This window comes from Lentzea sp. NPDC051838, from assembly GCF_040681245.1.
Lineage (GTDB): Bacteria > Actinomycetota > Actinomycetes > Mycobacteriales > Pseudonocardiaceae > Lentzea.
Genome location: NZ_JBFAYI010000001.1, coordinates 19,606 through 38,223 on the forward strand (window position 1 = coordinate 19,606; position 18,618 = coordinate 38,223).

The following is an 18,618-nucleotide window of genomic DNA, read 5'->3' on the forward strand; positions in this document are numbered from 1 at the left end:
ACATTGACCTGGTGGAACGTCAGATCGAGAACGTGAAACAACGCGCGAGCCTCCGTGCCATCGCCGCGGAGACCGGTGTCTCGGTCGCGACCGTCTCCCGCGTGCTCAATGATCATGTGAACGTGGCTCCGCGAACCCGTGACCTGGTGCTTCAGGCCCTGGAACGTCGCAAGGCCCCGGTGCGAGTCCGGACCGTCTACGTGCGGTGCCCGTACGTCCTCACCGACTACTTCGGGCTGATCGTGTCCTCGATCGCGGAGACGCTGAAGCTGCACGGCCTGCGCCTGCTGCTCGACGCGGGGGAGTCCGGCCAGCACACCGACGCGCTGCGCGACCTGCCCGGTTCGGACGTCGACGCCGCGATCCTGATCCTGCCGCCGGAGGAGGGCTCCGCACTGGTCGCCTTGTCGGAGGCGGGTTTCCCGTTCGTAGTGGTCGATCCGCGCACGCCACCGCCGCCGGACATCGCCGCCGTGTCGGCCGCGCACTCGTCCGGAGCCCGTGCCGTGGCGGACCACCTGATCAGCCTGGGACACCGCGACATCGGCGTGATCGCAGGGCCTTCGGAGTGGCTGGCGGGTGATGCGCGTTTGGCCGGCCACCGCGCGGCGCTCGCTCAGGCAGGTGTGCTGCTGACGCCTGATCGCCTGCGGTACGTCGAACCCACCACCGCGCAAGGCAAGCAGGCAGCGTCGGAACTGCTGGACCTGCGGCCTCGGCCGACCGCGATCGTCTGCTTCAACGACAAGGTCGCCGTGGGCACGTTGCAGGCGGCGCGGGAACGTGGGCTGCGGGTGCCGTCAGACCTGTCGGTGACGGGGTTCGACGACATCGATCTCGCCGAGGCGACCGATCCGCGGCTCACGACGGTGCGGCAACCGTTGCAGGAGATGGGAAGGATCGCCGTCACGCAGCTCATGCGGGTGCTGGACGGCCATCAGCCCGAGGCGTTGCACATCGAGCTGGCCACGACGTTGGTGGTCCGGGATTCGACCGCGCTAGTGCAGGACGGCCCAGGCTCGGGTCTGGGGATCGACTAGGACGGTGATCCGCCCGCCAGGTTCGAGATCCTTGCACTCCTGCTGGCTGCACCGGTGCCGCGCCTCGAAACCGCCGTCCGGCAACGGAACCGAGACCGTGAGCAGGTAGTAGATCGAGTCGCCGGTGTCGTACAGGGTCTTGTCCATGACCTCGCCGGTCACCTTGGTCCCCGCGGCGACCAGCGCGGCGGTCTCGTCCGCGTCGCTCCTGGCCGAGGAGAAGACCGCCAGCAGGAACATCAGGGTCACCAGCAGGCCGAGTTCCCACAGCGCGATCGCCCACCACGGCTCACCGGAGAAGGCGAGCGCGATGGCACCCGCCGCCACCGCGACGATCGACACTCCGGCGATCACGCGCTGGGCCACTGCGGACTTGCGGCTGGTGAAGGTGACTTCGGGAGGGTTCGTGGTCACCGGCTGATCCTAATGACCACGAACCCTCCCATGTCACGGCTTCAGCGTGACTGACTGCCCCTTGCGCAGCTTGATCCGCTTGCGCCACCGGCCGAACCGCACCTCGGTCTCCGTTCCGCCGACGCTGTGCACGACAGCGGTCACCACCTTGCCGTCCTTCCACGTCAGCTCGACCGTGAAGCCGCCACGCGCGCCGATTCCGGTGACAGAGCCGGTCTTCCACGCCGACGGCAACGCCGGCAGCAGCTCGATCACGCCAGGCCGGGCGTAGAGCAGCATCTCCAGCATCGCCGCCGGAGCGCCGAGGTTCGCGTCGATCTGGAAGATGGACCTGTCGCCGAAGCTGTACATGTCGAAGAAGTTCGCCGCCGAGCCGTTGGCGAAGTTCAGCGACGGCCGCAGCACGGTCTGGATGGCCTGGTAGGCGCGGTCCGCGTCCTTCAGCCGCGCCCAGCACGCCGCCCGCCACGCGAGACCCCAGCCGAAGCTCTCCATCCCACGCGTGGTGAGGAGCTTGCGCACGCCGTCGATCAGCGCGGCGGGGGAGTCGTCCTGGTTGATGCGGTCACCGGGGAAGAAGCCGACCAGCGGCGACAGGTGCCGGTGTGTGGTCTCGCCGAGGTCGTCGGGCGACATCCACTCCTGCAGCATGCCGGTCTTCGGGCTGACCTCCGGCAGGTACAGCTTGGCCCGCAGCTCCGACATCCTGCGGCCGTAGGACTGGTCTTTGCGCAGCACGTCGGTCGCGATCCGGTACTTGCCGAACAGGTTGTGCACCAGCTCCTGCGCGTAGGTGAGGCCGCGCGCGTCCTGCGGGCCGTGCTCCGGCGACCAGTCGTAGTCGTCGACCAGGCCCTGCGGCGTCTGGACCAGGCGTGCTTCCCAGAACTCGCAGGCGCCCTTGAGCAACGGGTAGATCTTGGCCAGGTAGTCGCGGTCGAGCGTGTACTCGTAGTGCTCGAACAGCGACATGCACAGCCACGCGTTGCCGCCGGGGTGCCACCACCAGCCGCTGCCGCCGTAGATGTTGGTGGAGAAGGCGATCGCCCACCCGGCGACGCGGTTGTTGGTGTTGCGGAACCGGTTGCGCGAGTCCTGGAACAACGCCTGCGTGGAGTTCGTCCACGCGGGCAGCTGGGCGACGCAGTAGTCCGCGAGCGCGTCGAAGTTGTCCGACAGCGACGCCCGGTCCGCCAGCCAGTAGTTCATCTGGATGTTGATGTCGGTGTGGTAGTCGCTGTACCAGTCCGGATTGTTGTTCGACAGCCACAGGCCCTGCAGGTTGATCGGCAGGTTGTCGCGCGACCCCGTGATCGTGAGGTAGCGGCCGAACTGCAGGTAGCTCGCCTCCAGCTCCGGGTCCGGCGCACCACCCGCTCGTGCCTTCAGGCGGGACCACGTGTCCATCGCGCGCTGGGTGTCGGTGGAGCGGCCCAGGTCGACCTTCTGCCGGTCGTAGCGCTTGCGGTAGTCGGCGACGTGGGTGCGCAGCAACGCGTCTGGTTTTGCGCGGACAGCTGCCTTGTCGAGCGCGATCTTGGCGGGTTCCACGTACGGGTCGAGGAAGCCCTTCGACGCGTCCGGGACGTAGTTCGTGCCGCCGGAGAAGACGATCACCAGGTCCGAGCATCCGGTGAACGCGAGCTTGCTGCCGTCGACCTTCACCGTCCCATCAGGACTGCAGGCCGTGACGACACCGCTGTACGCCAACCGGTTCTGGAACGAGCCGGTGAACAGCGCGGCGGTGTGCGGCGCGTCGCCGACGCTCGGTTCGCCGTGGGCGCCTTGGAGTGACACGCTGCCGGTCTGGTTCGGGCCGACGAGCCGGACGATCACCACGTCGTCCGGGTGGCTCGCGTAGATCTCCCGGCGGTACTGCTTGCCTTGGTACGTGTAGTTCGTGGTGACGATGCCGTTGCTCAGGTCGAGCGCACGGCGGTAGTCGGTCGCTGTGTGGCCCGGCATCTCGACGTAGAGCTTGGCCAGCAACGAGAACGTGCCGAAGTGCGTCGGGTCGTACGGGAACTGGCCGTCGCCCTCCAGCGCGTCGTTGAGCTCGCCGGTCCACATCGTGACGTCGGTCAGGTACAGGAAGTCCTTCTCGACGCCGCCGCCGACGAGCGCGCCGAGACGCCCGTTGCCGATCGGCAGACCCTGCTCGATGATCATCGCCTCGTCGGCGGGAGCGGGGTACCAGAGAGTGGTCGGGTTCGTGTTGAGGGGATTGCCGGTGGGGCGGTAGGGCTCGGCGTGCGCGGTGAAGGCGGGGAGGATCATGGCACCCAGGCCCAGCGCACCGGTGGCTTTGAGGAAGTCGCGACGGGTGGTCATCTTCTGGTGCTCCTCGGATTCAGTTGGCAGGCAGGGCCGACACGTGCACGGCGTTGTCCGGGCCGCGCACCGCGACCCACGACGAGCCGTTCGTTCCCGCCGCCGCGCCTACCGCGCCGGTGAGCGCGTTGCTGACGTACTGGTCGCGCTTGAACCACCACGTGCCCGCGCCGTCGACGAGATCCTGCTGCCACAGCGTGTAGTCACTGCCGCGGACGAAGACGTTCACGCGGTCGCCGTTGGCCAGGGCCGTCGGGCTGCCGCTGATCACGCCGCCGAGCGAGGTCCACGCGGACCAGCCGTTCGCGGTCCGCCTGCGGTACCAGGCGGAGTCGTCCTGCAGCCGGACCGTGACGAACGTGCCGGCCGACACCGTTGCTGCTGAAGGCCTGCCGTAGATCTGCTGGTTGCCGGGCGAGCCGACGGACGACCAGCTCGTGTTCTCGTCCCGAGTCCACACGCGACCGTCGGCGCCGCGGCCGAACAGGCTCCAGCTGTCCGGTCCGGTGAACGCCACCGACACCGAGTCGGTCAGCGTGCCACCAAGAGAAGTCCAGGCGCTCCAGCGGCCACCGCTGTAAGTCCTTTGGTAGGCGACGTTGTCGGTGCCGCGGACGAAGAGGTCGATCCGGCCGCCGGCGCTCGCGAACGCGGAAGGCTGGCCGAGGATCTGGCCGTTGCGCGGACCGCCGAGCGTGACCCAGCCGCGCCACTCGCCGTTGATCTGAGACCGTTGCTGCAGGCGTCCTGCCTTGTCCCGCGCGAACACCGACAGGTTCTGGTCGTCGTGCCGCACCAGTGCGGGGCTCGCGGACGTGTCGCCGCCGACGTCCGTGCCGGGAACCGCGGTCTCGCCGCGCAGCTTCAGGAACGCGGTGCCGTGCGCGGGAACCGTGACGGTGTAGGAGGTGCCCGTGCCCTTGTCGGCGCGTGCCCGCAGGTCGCGGATCTGCACGTCACCCTTGAGACCGGCGTCGGCGAAGCTGACCGTGTACTGGGCGGGCTGGTCGTTGCGGTTGAGCACCGCGACGGCACGCTCTCCCTTGCCGGACAACACCTTGCTGTAGACGTCGACGTTGTTCGAGCCCGCGACGCGCACGCCCTGGATCGCCAGCGGGTCCTGGTCGACCGCGATGATCTCGGGGTTCTTCAGCGTCTCGATCATCGACGGCGGCAGCGTGCGCGGGTCCGACCCGATGATCAGCGGCGAGGCCATCACCGACCACATGACGAGCTGAGAGGTCGACTCCTCCTCGTTCAGCTCGTACGTGCCCTGCTCGGTCTTGCGCATCGGGATCAGGTAGTCGGGGTCGTTGTAGTGACCGGGTCCCTGCGCACCGGGCCGGTACAGGTTCCGGTCCATGTTGCGCAGCACGTCACGCCAGATGCCCTCGTACGGCGTGCCGAACGCGACGTCGGTGCTGGTGCGCCACGAGTCGCCGACCCGCGGTCCGTACGTGTACGCCACATACGCCGTCTGGTCCCAACGGTGCGGCACACCCCACTCGTCCGTGACGGGGTTGCACAGGTTGAGGATCATCTTGCGTCCGGCCTTCTGCACCGCCGCGGAGAACTGCGTGAAGGCGACGGCCGGGTCCATGTTCTGCGCGATGCCGCACAGGAAATCGATCTTGATGGCGTCGAACTTCCACCCGGCGAACTGCTTCGCGTCCGCCTCGTAGTACCCGCCACCGCTGCCGGCCGCGCAGTTCTTGCCGTCCGATGCACCGGCGTCGGTGTAGATGCCGGCTCGGAGTCCCTTGGCGTGCAACGTGTCCACCAGCTTGGTGAACCCGGACGGGAACCGCGCCGGGTCGGGCAGCAACGTACCCTTGCCGTCCCGCGGCGGGCTGGCGTTCCACCCGCCGTCGATCCACACGATGTCGTACCCGGCCTGGGCGAGCCCGCTGCTCACCAGGTGGTCGGCGACCCCGAGCACCTTCTCCTCCGACGCCGCACCCACGGCGAAGTAGGAGTTCCACCCCATGTACGGAGTGCGCGCGATGCCGGAGTCGTAGTAGGTGGGCGCGCCTTGGTCGACGCCCGCGTGCTCTGTCGGAGGCGGCGCGGGCGCGGCGGCGGCAGGAGGCGCCAGCAGCGTGAGGGCGATGGCCACGGTCAGCAGGGTTCTGGGCATACCCGTACCTCTCGTCGTCGAGGGCCACAGCATGCGGCGGCCGTTCGACTCCGTCAAGAATAAATACTAAATAAGGTTTAGTAGTCCTTGCGCCCGCGCCTACGGTAGCAGCGCTCCGACCTATGGCTGACCTGCGGAGCGAGTTCCGGTACAGCGACGGTGGACGGGTGTCAGGTCATCCGAGGTGTTTGCAAGCGCGACAGCGTGTCCCTGATGGCCCAGAGGTTCGGTTCGACGCCCTTCGGGCGGGTGGGCAGCGGGTCGTCGGCGAGGTACGACTGCCATCTCCCGCCGGTCGCGGGGATCACCGGCTGGTCGTCGTAGCGCACCAGCCACGTCCACAGCTCGGCCGAGATCGGGACGAGGGTTCCGTCGGCGGGCCAGGGTTCGCCGGTCTGCGGATGCCGAGGCACGAGCAGGATGTCTGCCTTTGAGTGCAGTCCGGGACCGGCCGGTGCGAGGGACTTCGACAGAGGTCCAGTCAGCATCTCGTCGAGCCGGCGCCGGAAGGTGTCCGCCACCGGTCCGTCCGGCACGGTCACGCGAACCCCGCCGGAAGCGACGAGGATGTGAGCGAGCGCCTTTCCCGCCGCCAGCTCGGCGTGTACCTGCCACCACCTGTCCGGGCCTGGCAGCGGCACGGACTCCCAGTCGAACGTCTCCCAGGCCGCCACGGGTTCCGGGCCGCCGGCGAGTCGCACGGCCTCGCGTTCGAGCCACACCACCTGCCACTGCGAGCAGTCGTCTATTCGGGTCGCGACCTGCCGTCCGCACGCGCAGGCGAGGTTGGGCCTGTCGGAATCGCCCAGGCCGCAGCAGCCATCACCGAGCTGGTCCGGGATCCACGACACCTCCCGCACATCGCCGGGTGCGATCGCGATCCGTCCGTCGCCGGTGGCGTAGGTGCCAGGTGACAGGAGCGCGGGCAGCTCCATGTAGCCGTTGCCCACCTGGAAGTTCGCGTGGTCGGGCATCGCCACTCGCGTCAGCGCAACGGTGAGCGCGGCCCCGCACGCCGCGCACTCGAAGACCACCACCGGATCATCATCTCGTTGCTGTCCAACGAGTTACGGCACGACGAGCACCGGCCAGTGTCCAGAGCGGATCAGCTTCTTGGCCACCGATCCCGCGAACCGGTGCCCGGCCTGTTGCGACGCCCCGACCACCACCATGTCCGCCTGGCACTGGTCGGCCGAGTCGCGTAGCACCGTGTACGGATCGCCGAACGTCTTCACGAACGTCACCGGCACGTCCAGCTCCTCCGCGAACGACTCGATCTGCGCGCGCAGTTCGCTGTAGAGCCGTGCCGTCGCTTCGTGCTCGAACACGGAGGCGACGGCGGGGGTGAGTGCCGCCAGCGAGGAGTGGCACGCCACGAACGTGACGACGAGCCGCGCTCCTTGGCGACGCGCTGTGCCGAACGCGAAGGCTGCCGCGCGCATTGCGGTGTCGGACCCGTCCACGCCCACGAGGATGGTGCGCGCGGACGGTTCCGGGCGTGGGCCGAAGGAGACCACTGTGGACTCGAAGGCGTTGGTCATCACGACACCTTTGCCCCCTCTTCCTTCTTCTCCAGGTCGATCGTGGTGCGCAGGGTGATCGGCTTGAGCAGCAGTGCGGCGATCACGCCGATCACGCCGACGGCCGCGGAGATCAGGAAGATGTGCGCGGTCGCGTCGCCGTAGACGGTGTGCACGACGGTCTGCACCTGGGGTGGCAGGGCGGACAGGTTCAGCGCGCTCGTGTCGCCGGTCGACTGGCCCGCCGGGACGTGCAGTGCGGCGGAGAGGTCGGCGGTGACGCGGTTGGCCAGGACGGCACCGAGCACCGACACGCCGATCGTGCCGCCGAGGGAGCGGAAGAACGTCACGGACGCGGAAGCCGCACCGAGTTCGCTCAGGGGCACGCTGTTCTGCACTGCCAGCACGAGGTTCTGCATCGTCATGCCGACACCGATGCCCACGACGGCCATCGCGACGCCGACGATCCACAACGCCGTGGCGTGGTCGACGAAACCGAGACCGAGGAAGCCGAGCACCAGGATGATCGTGCCGGACACGATGTACGGCTTCACCGCGCCGGAGCGGCTGATCATGCGGCCGGAGATCGTCGACGACACCAGCACGCCCGCCATCAGCGGGATGGTCAACAGGCCTGCTTCGGTCGGGGTGTAGCCGCGGCCGATCTGGAAGTACTGGCCGAGGAACACCGCGCCGCCGAACATGGCCATGCCGGCCGCGAGTGACGCGATGATCGCCAGAGCCGGGGTGCGCTGGACCACGATGTGCAGTGGCACAACGGGTTCGGCCACGCGCAGCTCGACCAGGACGGCCGCGCCGAGCAGGACGAGCCCGCCCGCGACCATCGCCGCGGTCTGCCACGACAGCCAGTCGAACGAGTTGCCGACGAACGAGACCCAGATCAGCAGCGTGCTCACACCGGCGGCGATCAAGGCCGCGCCCAGATAGTCGATCTTCACGTTCGAACGGCGCACGGTCTCGAGCTTCAGCGTCGCCTGCAGCACGACGAACGCGATCGCGGCGATCGGCACGGCGACCCAGAAGCACCAGCGCCAGCCGAGCCACGACACGTCGACGATCAGGCCGCCCAGCAGCGGGCCGCCGACCGTCGCGACGGCCATGACCGCGCCGAGGTAACCGTTGTAGCGGCCGCGTTCGCGAGGCGGGATGATCGCGGCGATCACGACCTGCACGAGTGCCTGCAGACCGCCGACGCCGAGGCCCTGGAACGCGCGGGCGGCGATGAGCTGGCCGGTGTCCTGCGCGAAACCGCTCAGCAAAGAGCCGATCACGAAGATCACGATCGCGGCCTGGACCAGGGTTTTCTTGTTGAACAGGTCGGCGAGCTTGCCCCAGATCGGGGTGGTCGCCGTCGCCGTGAGCAGGGTGGCCGTGACCACCCAGGTGTACTGCGTCTGGGTGCCGTTCAGCGAGCCGATGATGCGCGGCAGCGCGGTGGACACCACCGTCGAGCTGACCATCGCGACGAACAACGCCAGCAGCAGTCCGGACAGGGACTCCAGCACCTGGCGGTGTCCCATCGTCTTGTTCTCCACACCCCGATTCTTGCACAACGTGCAAATTTGCTCAATGGGCAACGTACAGGGCTACCCTGAACGGTGTGGAGACCACGCTCCGGGAGCGCAAGAAGGCGGAGACCAGGCGGTCGCTCGCCAGGGCGGCGCTGCGGCTGGCGATGGAGCGCGGCCTGGACGGGGTGACGGTCGAGGACATCGCCGACGAGGCAGGGGTGTCGCGCCGAACGTTCTCCAACTACTTCACGAGCAAGGAGGACGCGGTGCTGGGCGTCGACCGCGAACGGTTCCAGACGCTGGTCGCGCTGGTCGGATCACGACCGGTGGAGGAGAAGTCGTGGCAGGCCCTGCGCGCGGCCACGGCGGACCTGTACCGCGCCTGGCCGGTTCCGGACGTCGAGTGGATGGCCCAGCTGCGGTTGCTGCGCCGGCATCCCTCGTTGCTCGCACGCCAAGCAGGAGACCAGGTCGCACTCGAACGCGACCTGGCCGCCGTGCTGCGGGAGCCGTCAGCCGAGGTCGCGAGGCTGACGGCTGCCACGTTCCTCGCCGCGGTCCGCACCGGGATCGCCCTGTGGCTCGAAGGCGCGGGGGAGGAGCAGCTGCCGGACCTCGTCGATCGGCTGCTGAGCCGCGTGAACGTTCAGGGCACGTAGACCTGCCCGGTCTGCCGTCCCTCGATCGACCGCACGTACGCCTGCACGACGTCGGCCAGCGGCACGGGCTTCATGCCGGGGAAGAAGTCGCCGTAGACGTCGAGCGACTCGGTGAACACGGTCGGGCTCACGGCGTTGATCCGCTGCGGCGCGATCTCGATGGCGGCGGCCCGCACGAACGCCTCCACCGCGCCGTTGGCCAGTGCCGCGGCGGCGCCCGTGACGATCGGTTCGCGCGCGAGCACGCCGGTGATCAAGGTGAAGGACTCGGTCACGTGCGTGAGGCCTTCCCTCACGAGCATGACCTGCGACAGCACCTTGCCGGTGAATCCCGCTTGGTAGTCGTCAGCTGTCAGCTCGGCGATCGGCTTGAACGGCACGTGGCCCGCGGCACTCGCCACGGCGTCGACCTGGCCGACGGTCTGGAACATGTCCGCGACCTGAGCAGGGTCGGTCACGTCGTACTGCAGGTCGCCTCCCGTGCGCGAGACGGTCACGACGTCGTGCTTGCGGTCGGTGAGCCCTTGGTGGACGGCGCTGCCCAGCGTGCCGGTGGCTCCTACGAGCAAAATCCTCATGCCGTCGACGCTAGGGCCGCGTTCGTCGCCTGTGAAATGCCGTTCGTGCAGCACTTATGATCGGTGGTTATGAATGTCGAGCTGCGGCACCTCCGCGCGTTGGCCGCGATCGGGGACCACCGGTCGATCACCGCGGCCGCGCAGTCGTTGCACGTCACGCAGCCCGCTCTCTCACGCACGCTGGAGCAGTTGGAACGACGTCTGGGCGTCAAGCTCGTCGATCGCACGACGCGTCATGTGGCGTTGACCGACACCGGCCAACGGCTGTGGGAACATAGCCACCGCATCCTGACTGAGCTCGACACGGCATTGGCCGAAGCCGTGCAGCCCCAGCCGTTGCGGCTGACGTTCGCGTGGGCCGCGCTCGGCCGGTTCACCATCCCGTTCCTGCGCTCGTGGCGTGCCGAGCATCCCGACGTGCTCGTGCGGATCCGCCGGTTCGACGACCCGGAGGCGGCGCTCAGGCGTGGCGAAGCCGACGTGGCGGTGCTGCGCGTGAAACCGGTGCAGGCGGGCATCGATCACGTGGCGCTGATAGAAGAACCACGGCTCGCGGCGGTCGCCGAAGACCACCCGCTGGCGGCCCGCGACGCCATCTCGCTCAGCGACCTGGTCGGGGAGACGGTGTCCGTGTGCGAGACGTCGGGGACGACCGCCGCCGATCTCTGGCCGGTCGGGGCCCGCCCGCGCACCGTGGACGTGCCGGGCGTGGTCGAGTGGCTCACGTCGATCGCGACCGGCGCGACGGTCGGGGTAACAGCCGCCGGCACCAGCCACCACAACCCGCATCCGGGTGTCGTCTACCTGCCGCTGACCGACGCCGACCCGATCACCGTGCACCTGGCCTGGCCGGCGTCACCCGCCCATCCGTCCACAGAGGACTTCGTGGCACTCGCGCGGCGTCACCTCGCCGACGTGTCGCGGGGAGAACAGCCGTACTCCTCGCGGTAGTAGGCGGCGAACCGCGACATGTCGGTGAAGCCCCAGTTCCGCGCGATCGAGGTGATCGACGAGCCGGTGCGTGCCTTGATCTCGTCGTGGACGTGCGCGAGCCGGACCCGGCGCAGGTAGAGGATCGGGCTGGTGTCCAGGTGCCGGCGGAAGATCGACTGAAGGTCGCGCGGGCCTACTCGGGCCGCTGCGGCGATGTCCGCCAAAGTGATGGGCTCCCGCGCGTGGTCCTCGATGTAGGCGACCGCGCGCCGTAACGACGGCGGCCCGGACGGCTGGGGACCTGCTTCCAGCGCGTTGTTGGGAAAGGCGAACACCGCGCCGACCGCCAGCAGGCGAGCGGCTTCCGCGAGGCACAGCGGACTGTTCGCCGCCTCCGGGTTGTTGAGGACGTCCTCGAAGACGTGCCTCCGGACAGCAGTCCAGTACTGGTTTCGCAACGGGGTGGAGGCGGGGCCGAAGGCGAAGCGGTAGGTCGGGTCCGCGGCGTCGGCGGGGTGGCCGAGCGCCTCGGAGATCTGGTCCGGTGTGATCTCCACCCTCCAGTAGGCGATGTTTGCGAAATCGACGTGCAAGGGGATGCCCGCCGGGACCGCGGTCTGGCTGCCCACGGGCAGCGGTCTCCTGCTGCCGGTGCCGAGAAAGACCATTCGGCCGCCGGTGATCTCGACCAGTCGCAGAGACCTGGTCGGCTCTCCGTCGATCACGCCGTGCCAGCCCAGCCGGGTGTGGCAGTAGGTGAACCCGCTGGTCGCATTGATCGTGATCGAGCACGAGGGATCGTGGAGGTCAGGGCGGATCGTCAGCGAGTGATTGGAGATCTGCCGCGCCAGCGTGGCGCTCGTTTCCTCCACGTCGGTGAGGTGCACCCGGTGGCGACGGACCAGTGGTGGCTGCGCATCGGTGTCGGTGGTCATCGATGTTCACGTCTTTCCGGGCGGTGGCGGATGTTGCCGGTCGGGCGAACTGTAGGTAGATCGCAGGGTTGTCGACCACCTGCCTGTTGGGGTGAAACTTCACGACCTGCAGTGCTGGTGAATCGTCCGCTGTCACGCGTTCGGCCTATCGGACGCCACGATCAGTCGAATTTTTGGGAGATAGTCGAGGCGGTCGGGACTAGTTGCTTCGCCAATCAGCAATTCTGCGCATTTCGGCGGTACTGGGTATGTGTATCGCGAAGCCGTTGTGCAGAAAGCGAACACCGCTTCACCTGAACGCGATCGTGTCGTTCCGAAGGTCGACCCGGTGTGGTTTTTTGAAGCGGGACAAGGTGATTCGGCTTCACTCGGAGCGGGTCTTCAGGAAATTGTCGAGAGGGTCATATCGTCGACCGCGTATTTCGCCGCCCAACGTGGAGGAACGCAGCGATGACCGATGTGCGGAGCATTCCCGTGGCGATTGTCGGCATGGGATGCCGGTTCCCCGGCGGGGTTTCCTCACCCGCGGATCTGTGGCAGTTGCTCGTGGACGGCACGGACGTCATCGGCACGGTGCCCGAGAACCGCTGGGACGCGGCACGGCTCGCCGGCTACCAGCATCCCGACGACTTCGAGCGCTACCTCCGCGGTTACTTCGTCGACGGCGACATCTGGGCGTGGGAGCCCGAAGCGTTGTCCGTCGCGATGGTCGAGGCCGCGACGATCGACCCCCAACAGCGCCTGACGATGGAGGTGGCGCGGGAGGCCGTCGAACACGCGGGTGTGCCCATCGCCTCGCTGCGGGGCACGCGCACGGGTGTCTACATGGGTGTGTACGCGCAGGACAACATGCTGCGCGACGCCCGGCCGATCGAGGACTACCCGGACCTCGCCTACTCCTACGGCAACTTCATCGCGAACCTCTCCGCGCGAGTCGCGTTCGGACTCGACCTGCGCGGCCCCAACATGGTCGTCGAGACGCTGTGCTCGTCCGGCCTGGTCGCCGTGCACACCGCCTGCACCGCGCTGGCGGCGGGCGACTGCGACGCGGCGCTGGCCGGCGCGGTGCAGCTGATCACGTCGCCGGAGACGCAGCACCACGAGGCCGAGTGGCTGTTGTCCAAGCGCGGCAAGTGTTACGCGTTCGACGACCGCGCCGACGGGTACGTGCGCAGCGAGGGCGCCGGGATCGTGTTCCTCAAGCGGTTCGAGGACGCGGTGCGCGACGGCGACCAGGTGCTCGCGGTGATCCGCGGCTCGGCGGTGAACGCCGACGGCGCGGCCGAGCGGATGACCGCGCCGTCCACGGCGATGCAGCAGGACGTCTTCCGGATGGCGGTCCGCAGGGCGGGTGTCGACGCGGGCGACGTCGGCCTGGTGGAGTGCCACGGTCCGGGCACGGCCGTCGGCGACCCGATCGAGTACAACTCGATCAACGCCGTCTACGGCACGGGCAACGGCAAGTGCGCGCTCGGCTCGGTCAAGACCAACCTCGGCCACTCCGAACCGGTGTCGGGCGTCGCCGGGTTGATCAAGACGGTGCTGTGCCTGCAACACGGCCAGATCCCCGCCAACCTCAACTTCGAACGCCCCAACCCGTCGATCCCGCAGGACGACTGGGACACCTCGCGGCTCTTCGTGCCGACCGAGCTCGTCGACTGGCCGGTGGAACGGGGACCGCGGCTCGCGGCCGTCTGCTCCTACGGCATCTCGGGCACGAACTCGCACGTCGTCGTCGAGCAGGGCCTTCCGGTCACGCCGTCGTCCGTGCCGGAGGACGGCGAGCCGCGAGTCTTCCTGCTGTCCGCCGCCTCGGAACCCGCCGTGGGTATCGCCGCGGACAAGCTCGCCGGCTGGGTGCGCTCCACCGAGACCCCGCCGGGCGATCTCGCGCACACGCTGGCTGTCCGGCGTTCGCACGCGGCGGAACGGCTCGGCGTCGTCGCGGCGAACCACGAGCAGCTCGCCGCGCGGCTGGAGGCGTTCACGAGGGGCGAGGAGGCCGACGGCGTGGCGCACGGGCATCCCGTGCTGACGCCGGACATGCCCGGCCCGGTGTTCGTGTTCTCCGGCCTCGGCTCGCAGTGGCACGCGATGGCGCAGTCGTTGCTGGACCACGACGCCGCGTTCACCGCCGCGATCGACGAGATCGAGCCGCTGATGACCGCCGAGGGCGGGCCCAGCATGCGGGGCCTGATCACCGATCCCGACCTGCGTGACCAGGGGGAGAACGTCCACCCCGCGCTGTTCGGCATCCAGTACGCCGTCGCCAGGATGTGGGAGTCCTGGGGTGTCCGGCCGGCCGCCGTGATCGGCCAGTCGCTCGGCGAGGTCGCGGCGGCGATCATCGCGGGCGCGCTGTCGGTGAAGGACGGCGTCGCGGTGACGGTTCGTCGTTCCCGCATGTTCGAGACGGTGCAGGGCACCGGTGTGATGGCGTCCGTGCTGTTGCCGGCCGACCAGGTCGCGCAGGACATCGCGGGCGTGGAAGGCGTGGCGATCGCCGTGCTCACCTCACCGGGCGCCACGGTGGTCTCCGGCTTCGCGGAACCGGTGCGGGAGCTCGTCGCCGCGTGGCAGGAACGCGGCGTCCTCGCCAGGCTGGTCAACGTCGACATCGGCTCGCACTCCCCGCACATGGACCTGATCATGGACGGGTTCCGCGACCTGCTCGACGCGGCGGACCTGAAGCCGATGGTGCCGCGAATCCCCTTCTACACCACGGTTCTGGCGGATCCGCGCGAGCAGGGCGTGCTGCTGGACGCCCGCTACTGGCTCAGCCACGTCCGCGACACCGTCCGGTTCTCGCCCGCCTGCGCGGCGGCGATGGCCGACGGGCACCGGCTGTTCATCGAGTGCTCCGCCCACCCGCTGACCGTGCGGGCGATCGGGGAGACCGCGCGGGAGCAGCACGTCCGCGACGTCGTGGCGCTGGGCAGTCTGCGCCGGGAGGTCGACGACCTGGACGCGTTCCTCACCAACCTCGCCGCGGTGCACTGCGCGGGCGGCACGGTCGACTGGGCGGGCCGGTACGGCGAGGGCGCGCTCGTCGAGGCGCCCACGACGTCGTGGAACCGGGTGCACCACCGGATCGACCCGCCCTATCGCCTGGTCGCGCCCGAGCTGGTGGGCGCCGATCAGCACAGCCTGCTCGGCGGGTTCGTGCACGACCCGGACCAGCCGTCGCGCTACCTGTGGCAGACGCCGATCAGCGCGAAGCGGGTGGCGTGGCTCGGCGACCACCGGGTGGCCGGGGTGCCGGTCATGGCGGGTGCGGGCATCAGCGAGATGGTCCTCGCCGCCGGACGCCGGTTGTTCGGCACCGATCACCTGAAGGTCGCGGACCTGAAGCTGGACATGCCGCTCGTGCTCGAACCGGAGCCCGTGGTGTCGGTGCGGGCGGTGAAACGCGGCGACACGGCGTCCGTCGAGATCCTTTCCGGCGCGGCGGGTGAACTGGTGTCGCACGCGACCGCGTCCGTGCAACCGTTGCAGGCCACGGCACGTGCGCGTCTCACCGAACAGGAACTGCCCGACGAGACCTGGGTGGACATCAGTCCTGACGACGTCTACGAGGCCATCCGCACGAAGCACAACGTCTTCCACGGCCCGGCTTTCACCGGCCTCGAACGAATCCAGGTGCCTCCGCGCGGCGACGTCGGCGTGTCTTCGTTGCGGCTCAACAACTCCGCGCGCCAGTCGTCGTGGATGATGCTGTTCCACCCGGCGTTGATGGACGAGTGGCTGCAGACCGGCGCCGCGGTCTGGAGGGATCGCTACCGGCTCGCACCCGGACCGATCGTCGTCGCGGGATATGACGAACTGCGGCTGCACGGCCCGGCCGGGCACGCCCGCAGGGCCCGCGTCCACCTGACCGAGGCCACCGACCTGCAGGCGACCATGAGCGGAGTGCTCGTCGCGGCCGACGGCACGGTGATCGCCGAGGTGACGAACCTGCGCCTGGCCAACACCGTGCCGCCGGAGGAACGCTTCCGCAGCAGGCTCACCCACGTCGCGTGGGAGCAGGAGGACCTCGTCGCCACACCGACGCGCACGGGGCAGTGGCTCGTCATCGCGGAGGAAGGCGACAGCTGGGCGGCACGGCTGGCCGAGCGGCTGAACCACCAGGACGGCGTGCAGTGCAGGCTCACGTATCCAAACGGACTCGACGACGAGCTGAGCGAACCACTGGCGGGCCTCGTGCTCGCGTTCGGTCAGGGCGACGAGATCGACTCCACGCGGGCGGGGGAGCGGGCCTGGCTCGCCTGCCGGGTCGCGGGCAGGCTCGGCTCGTCGGCGCTGTGGGTCGCCGCGCAGGCGGTCGGCCCGTCGTTGATCACCGCCGGCTTGCGCGGGGTGCTGCGCACCGCGGCCTACGAGTGCCCGCAGCTCACCCCCGGCATCGTCGAGGTCGGGGTCGAGACCGACGACCGGATCGACCTGGTGATCGCCGAGGTGCTCACCGCCGGCCCGGCCAGGGAAGTGTCCTGGCACGGCGGGACGAGGAGGGTGGCGCGATTGCGGCTGGGCGAGCCCGGATCGCCGGAGCGCCCCGCGCAGCTGGTCCGCCCGGACGGCGGGTACGTCATCAGCGGCGGCCTCGGCGGACTGGGCCTGCTCACCGCCCGCAGGCTCGCCGAGCGCGGCGCCCGTTACCTCGCGCTGGTCGGCCGCAGCGAACCTTCTCCAGCAGCACAAAGGGTCTTGGAGGACCTCGCGGCACTGGGCGCGGAGGTCACCGTCGTGCAGGGCGACATCGCCGATCCCGCCACGGTGAAACGGGCGATCGAGGCGGTCGAACGGCACGGCGGCGTGCTGCGCGGGGTGTGCCACTCGGCGGGCACGCTCGCCGACGCGACCCTGCACACGCTGGCCGCGGAGAAGGACTACGAGTACTTCCAGAAGTGCTGGCGCGGCAAGGCGGACGGTGCGTGGGCGTTGCACGTGGCCACGGCGGATCGCGACCTCGACTGGTGGATGCTCTACTCCTCGGTGGCGGGGGTGGCCGGCTCGCCGGGCCAGGCGGTGCACGCGTCCGCGAACTCCTGGCTCGACGAGCTCGCGGAGTACCGGCACGCCCACGGGTTGCCCGCCACGTCCATCGCGTGGGGTGCCTGGAGCGAGGTCGGCGCCGGTCAGCACATGGCCGACCGGGGCCTCACGATGATCTCCCCGCAGGAGGGGATCGACGCGGTAGAACGGCTGCTGGCCGCCGGGCACACCGCCGTCGCGTACTCGCCGATCGACCTCGCCGACTGGGTCGCCCCCTACCCGGAGATCGCCGAGTCGCGGCTGTTCAGCGAGATTCTCGGCGCGGGCGCGGAGGACGACGAGCAGGGTGTGCTGACCGACCTGCTCGCCGCCAAGGAGGTGCAGGTCAAGCTGCAGGTGCTGGCCGACCACGTCATCGAGCAGGTCAGGGAGATCCTCGGCGCGACCGGCCACATCACGCCCACCACGTCGTTGATCACCCTCGGCCTCGACTCGCTCGGCGCGGTCCAGCTCCAGCGACGGCTGCAACGGTCGCTGCGGATCAGCATCGAGTCCGGTGTGCTGTGGCTGCGGCCGACGGCGGCGGGGCTCGCCGAGTGGATCGCGGAACGGATGGGCTTCGGGTCCGCTGTGGACGCTCCGGAGCTGCCCGTGGCCAGGCAGCACGCCGACAACCCCGCCGTGGTGACGCGGTAGTGGGCCGGTTCGACCGCCTCGGGGAGATCCAGCGGCTCGACCCCGAGGCGGACCACGGCCTGATCCACAACCTGGTCACCCACTACGAGTTCCCGTGGGACTACCGGGTCGGGTTCCAGCTCGCCGTGATGACCGACATCGTCGTGCCGAGCATCAGCAGGTTGCTCCAGCGCACCGGCCAGTTCACCGGGCACGGCCAGAAACGTTTCGACGACACCATGTTGTTCGAGTACGAGCTGAAGCGAACCGGGCTCGACTCGCCGCACGGCCGAGAGACCGTCCGGGCGTTGAACAAGATCCACGGCAGGTACGAGATCCCGAACGAGGACTACCGCTACCTGCTGGCCTCGCAGACGCTGGGCCCGATCCGCTGGATCAACGCCTACGGCTGGCGTCCGCTGTCCACAGTGGAGGAACGAGCGCTGATCCTCACCGGCCGGCGCATGGGCGAGCTCATGGGAATCAAGGACATCCCACCCGACCGGGAGGGGTTCGAGGAGGTGCTGCACTCCGAACAGGAGGCGCGCGGAGGCTACGACCCGGCGAACCGAGAGATCGCCTCCGCGGTGTTCGACGTCATCGCCTCGTGGATGCCACCGGGTCTGCGTCGCCCGGTCCGCGCGGCACTGCCGTCGGCGGTGATGGCGATGCTCGACGCGCCGTTGCCCGGCATGATCGGGTTCCGCTCGCCGCCACCGTGGCTGCGGGTGGCGGTGCGAGGTGCGTTGCGCGCCAGGGGACATCTCATCCGGCTGTTTCCGTCGCGCGCCAACGCCTACACCCCGAAGCCGCGCAGCTACCCGCACGGCTGGACCGTCGACCGGCTCGGACCGCAGTACTGAGGAGGAGCT

13 protein-coding genes are annotated in these 18,618 nt (G+C 69.2%); 5 read left to right on the forward strand and 8 right to left on the reverse strand.

Going from position 1 to position 18,618, the window contains the following annotated elements; translation table 11 throughout:
• The first annotated feature begins 11 nt into the window (after window positions 1-11).
• Window positions 12-1,040 (forward strand): substrate-binding domain-containing protein, encoded by a 1,029-nt coding sequence (locus tag AB0M24_RS00065; protein ID WP_363758469.1) that lies wholly within the window; start codon window positions 12-14, stop codon window positions 1,038-1,040.
• On the opposite strand, the gene AB0M24_RS00070 is transcribed toward AB0M24_RS00065, so the two are convergent.
• The 6 genes from AB0M24_RS00070 to AB0M24_RS00095 all read right to left on the reverse strand — a co-directional run bounded on the left by AB0M24_RS00070 (window position 999) and on the right by AB0M24_RS00095 (window position 8,983).
• Window positions 999-1,454 (reverse strand): hypothetical protein, encoded by a 456-nt coding sequence (locus AB0M24_RS00070; RefSeq protein WP_363758472.1) that lies wholly within the window; start codon window positions 1,452-1,454, stop codon window positions 999-1,001. The two genes, AB0M24_RS00065 and AB0M24_RS00070, sit on opposite strands and share 42 nt — an antisense overlap.
• 33 nt (window positions 1,455-1,487) lie before the next feature.
• Window positions 1,488-3,785, reverse strand: a complete 2,298-nt coding sequence (locus AB0M24_RS00075) for a glycoside hydrolase N-terminal domain-containing protein (RefSeq protein WP_363758475.1) — start codon at window positions 3,783-3,785, stop codon at window positions 1,488-1,490.
• Between the two features lie 19 nt (window positions 3,786-3,804).
• Window positions 3,805-5,922, reverse strand: a complete 2,118-nt coding sequence (locus tag AB0M24_RS00080) for a hypothetical protein (RefSeq protein WP_363758478.1) — start codon at window positions 5,920-5,922, stop codon at window positions 3,805-3,807.
• Window positions 5,923-6,092: 170 nt separating this feature from the next.
• The gene (locus tag AB0M24_RS00085) at window positions 6,093-6,959 is read right to left on the reverse strand and encodes a hypothetical protein (RefSeq protein ID WP_363758481.1); all 867 of its coding nucleotides are present in this window, start codon (window positions 6,957-6,959) and stop codon (window positions 6,093-6,095) included.
• A gap of 30 nt (window positions 6,960-6,989) precedes the next feature.
• A complete protein-coding gene (locus AB0M24_RS00090) occupies window positions 6,990-7,463 on the reverse strand; it encodes a universal stress protein (RefSeq protein ID WP_363758484.1) in 474 nt (157 codons plus the stop codon).
• Window positions 7,463-8,983: an MDR family MFS transporter gene (locus AB0M24_RS00095; RefSeq protein ID WP_363761516.1), complete on the reverse strand. Its 1,521-nt coding sequence runs from the start codon at window positions 8,981-8,983 to the stop codon at window positions 7,463-7,465. The genes AB0M24_RS00090 and AB0M24_RS00095 overlap by 1 nt, the downstream gene beginning before the upstream one ends.
• Before the next feature lie 80 nt (window positions 8,984-9,063).
• On the opposite strand from AB0M24_RS00095, the gene AB0M24_RS00100 reads away from it, so the two are divergent.
• The gene (locus AB0M24_RS00100) at window positions 9,064-9,633 is read left to right on the forward strand and encodes a TetR family transcriptional regulator (protein ID WP_363758487.1); all 570 of its coding nucleotides are present in this window, start codon (window positions 9,064-9,066) and stop codon (window positions 9,631-9,633) included.
• Here AB0M24_RS00100 and AB0M24_RS00105 read toward each other — a convergent pair.
• On the reverse strand, window positions 9,621-10,211 hold the full coding sequence (locus AB0M24_RS00105; protein WP_363758490.1) for a short chain dehydrogenase: 591 nt from the start codon (window positions 10,209-10,211) through the stop codon (window positions 9,621-9,623). The genes AB0M24_RS00100 and AB0M24_RS00105 overlap by 13 nt on opposite strands.
• Window positions 10,212-10,280: 69 nt before the next feature.
• Between AB0M24_RS00105 and AB0M24_RS00110 the strand changes: the two genes are divergently transcribed.
• Window positions 10,281-11,162, forward strand: coding sequence for a LysR family transcriptional regulator (locus AB0M24_RS00110; RefSeq protein ID WP_363758493.1), 882 nt, complete (start codon window positions 10,281-10,283; stop codon window positions 11,160-11,162).
• Here the strand turns inward: AB0M24_RS00110 and AB0M24_RS00115 are convergent.
• Window positions 11,114-12,079, reverse strand: coding sequence for a helix-turn-helix transcriptional regulator (locus AB0M24_RS00115; RefSeq protein WP_363758496.1), 966 nt, complete (start codon window positions 12,077-12,079; stop codon window positions 11,114-11,116). The genes AB0M24_RS00110 and AB0M24_RS00115 overlap by 49 nt on opposite strands.
• Window positions 12,080-12,529: 450 nt before the next feature.
• On the opposite strand from AB0M24_RS00115, the gene AB0M24_RS00120 reads away from it, so the two are divergent.
• Together AB0M24_RS00120 and AB0M24_RS00125 are read left to right on the forward strand one after the other, a co-directional pair.
• The gene (locus AB0M24_RS00120; protein WP_363758499.1) at window positions 12,530-17,767 is read left to right on the forward strand and encodes a type I polyketide synthase; all 5,238 of its coding nucleotides are present in this window, start codon (window positions 12,530-12,532) and stop codon (window positions 17,765-17,767) included.
• Window positions 17,767-18,609 (forward strand): oxygenase MpaB family protein, encoded by an 843-nt coding sequence (locus tag AB0M24_RS00125; protein ID WP_363758502.1) that lies wholly within the window; start codon window positions 17,767-17,769, stop codon window positions 18,607-18,609. The genes AB0M24_RS00120 and AB0M24_RS00125 overlap by 1 nt, the downstream gene beginning before the upstream one ends.
• Window positions 18,610-18,618 lie beyond the last annotated feature (9 nt).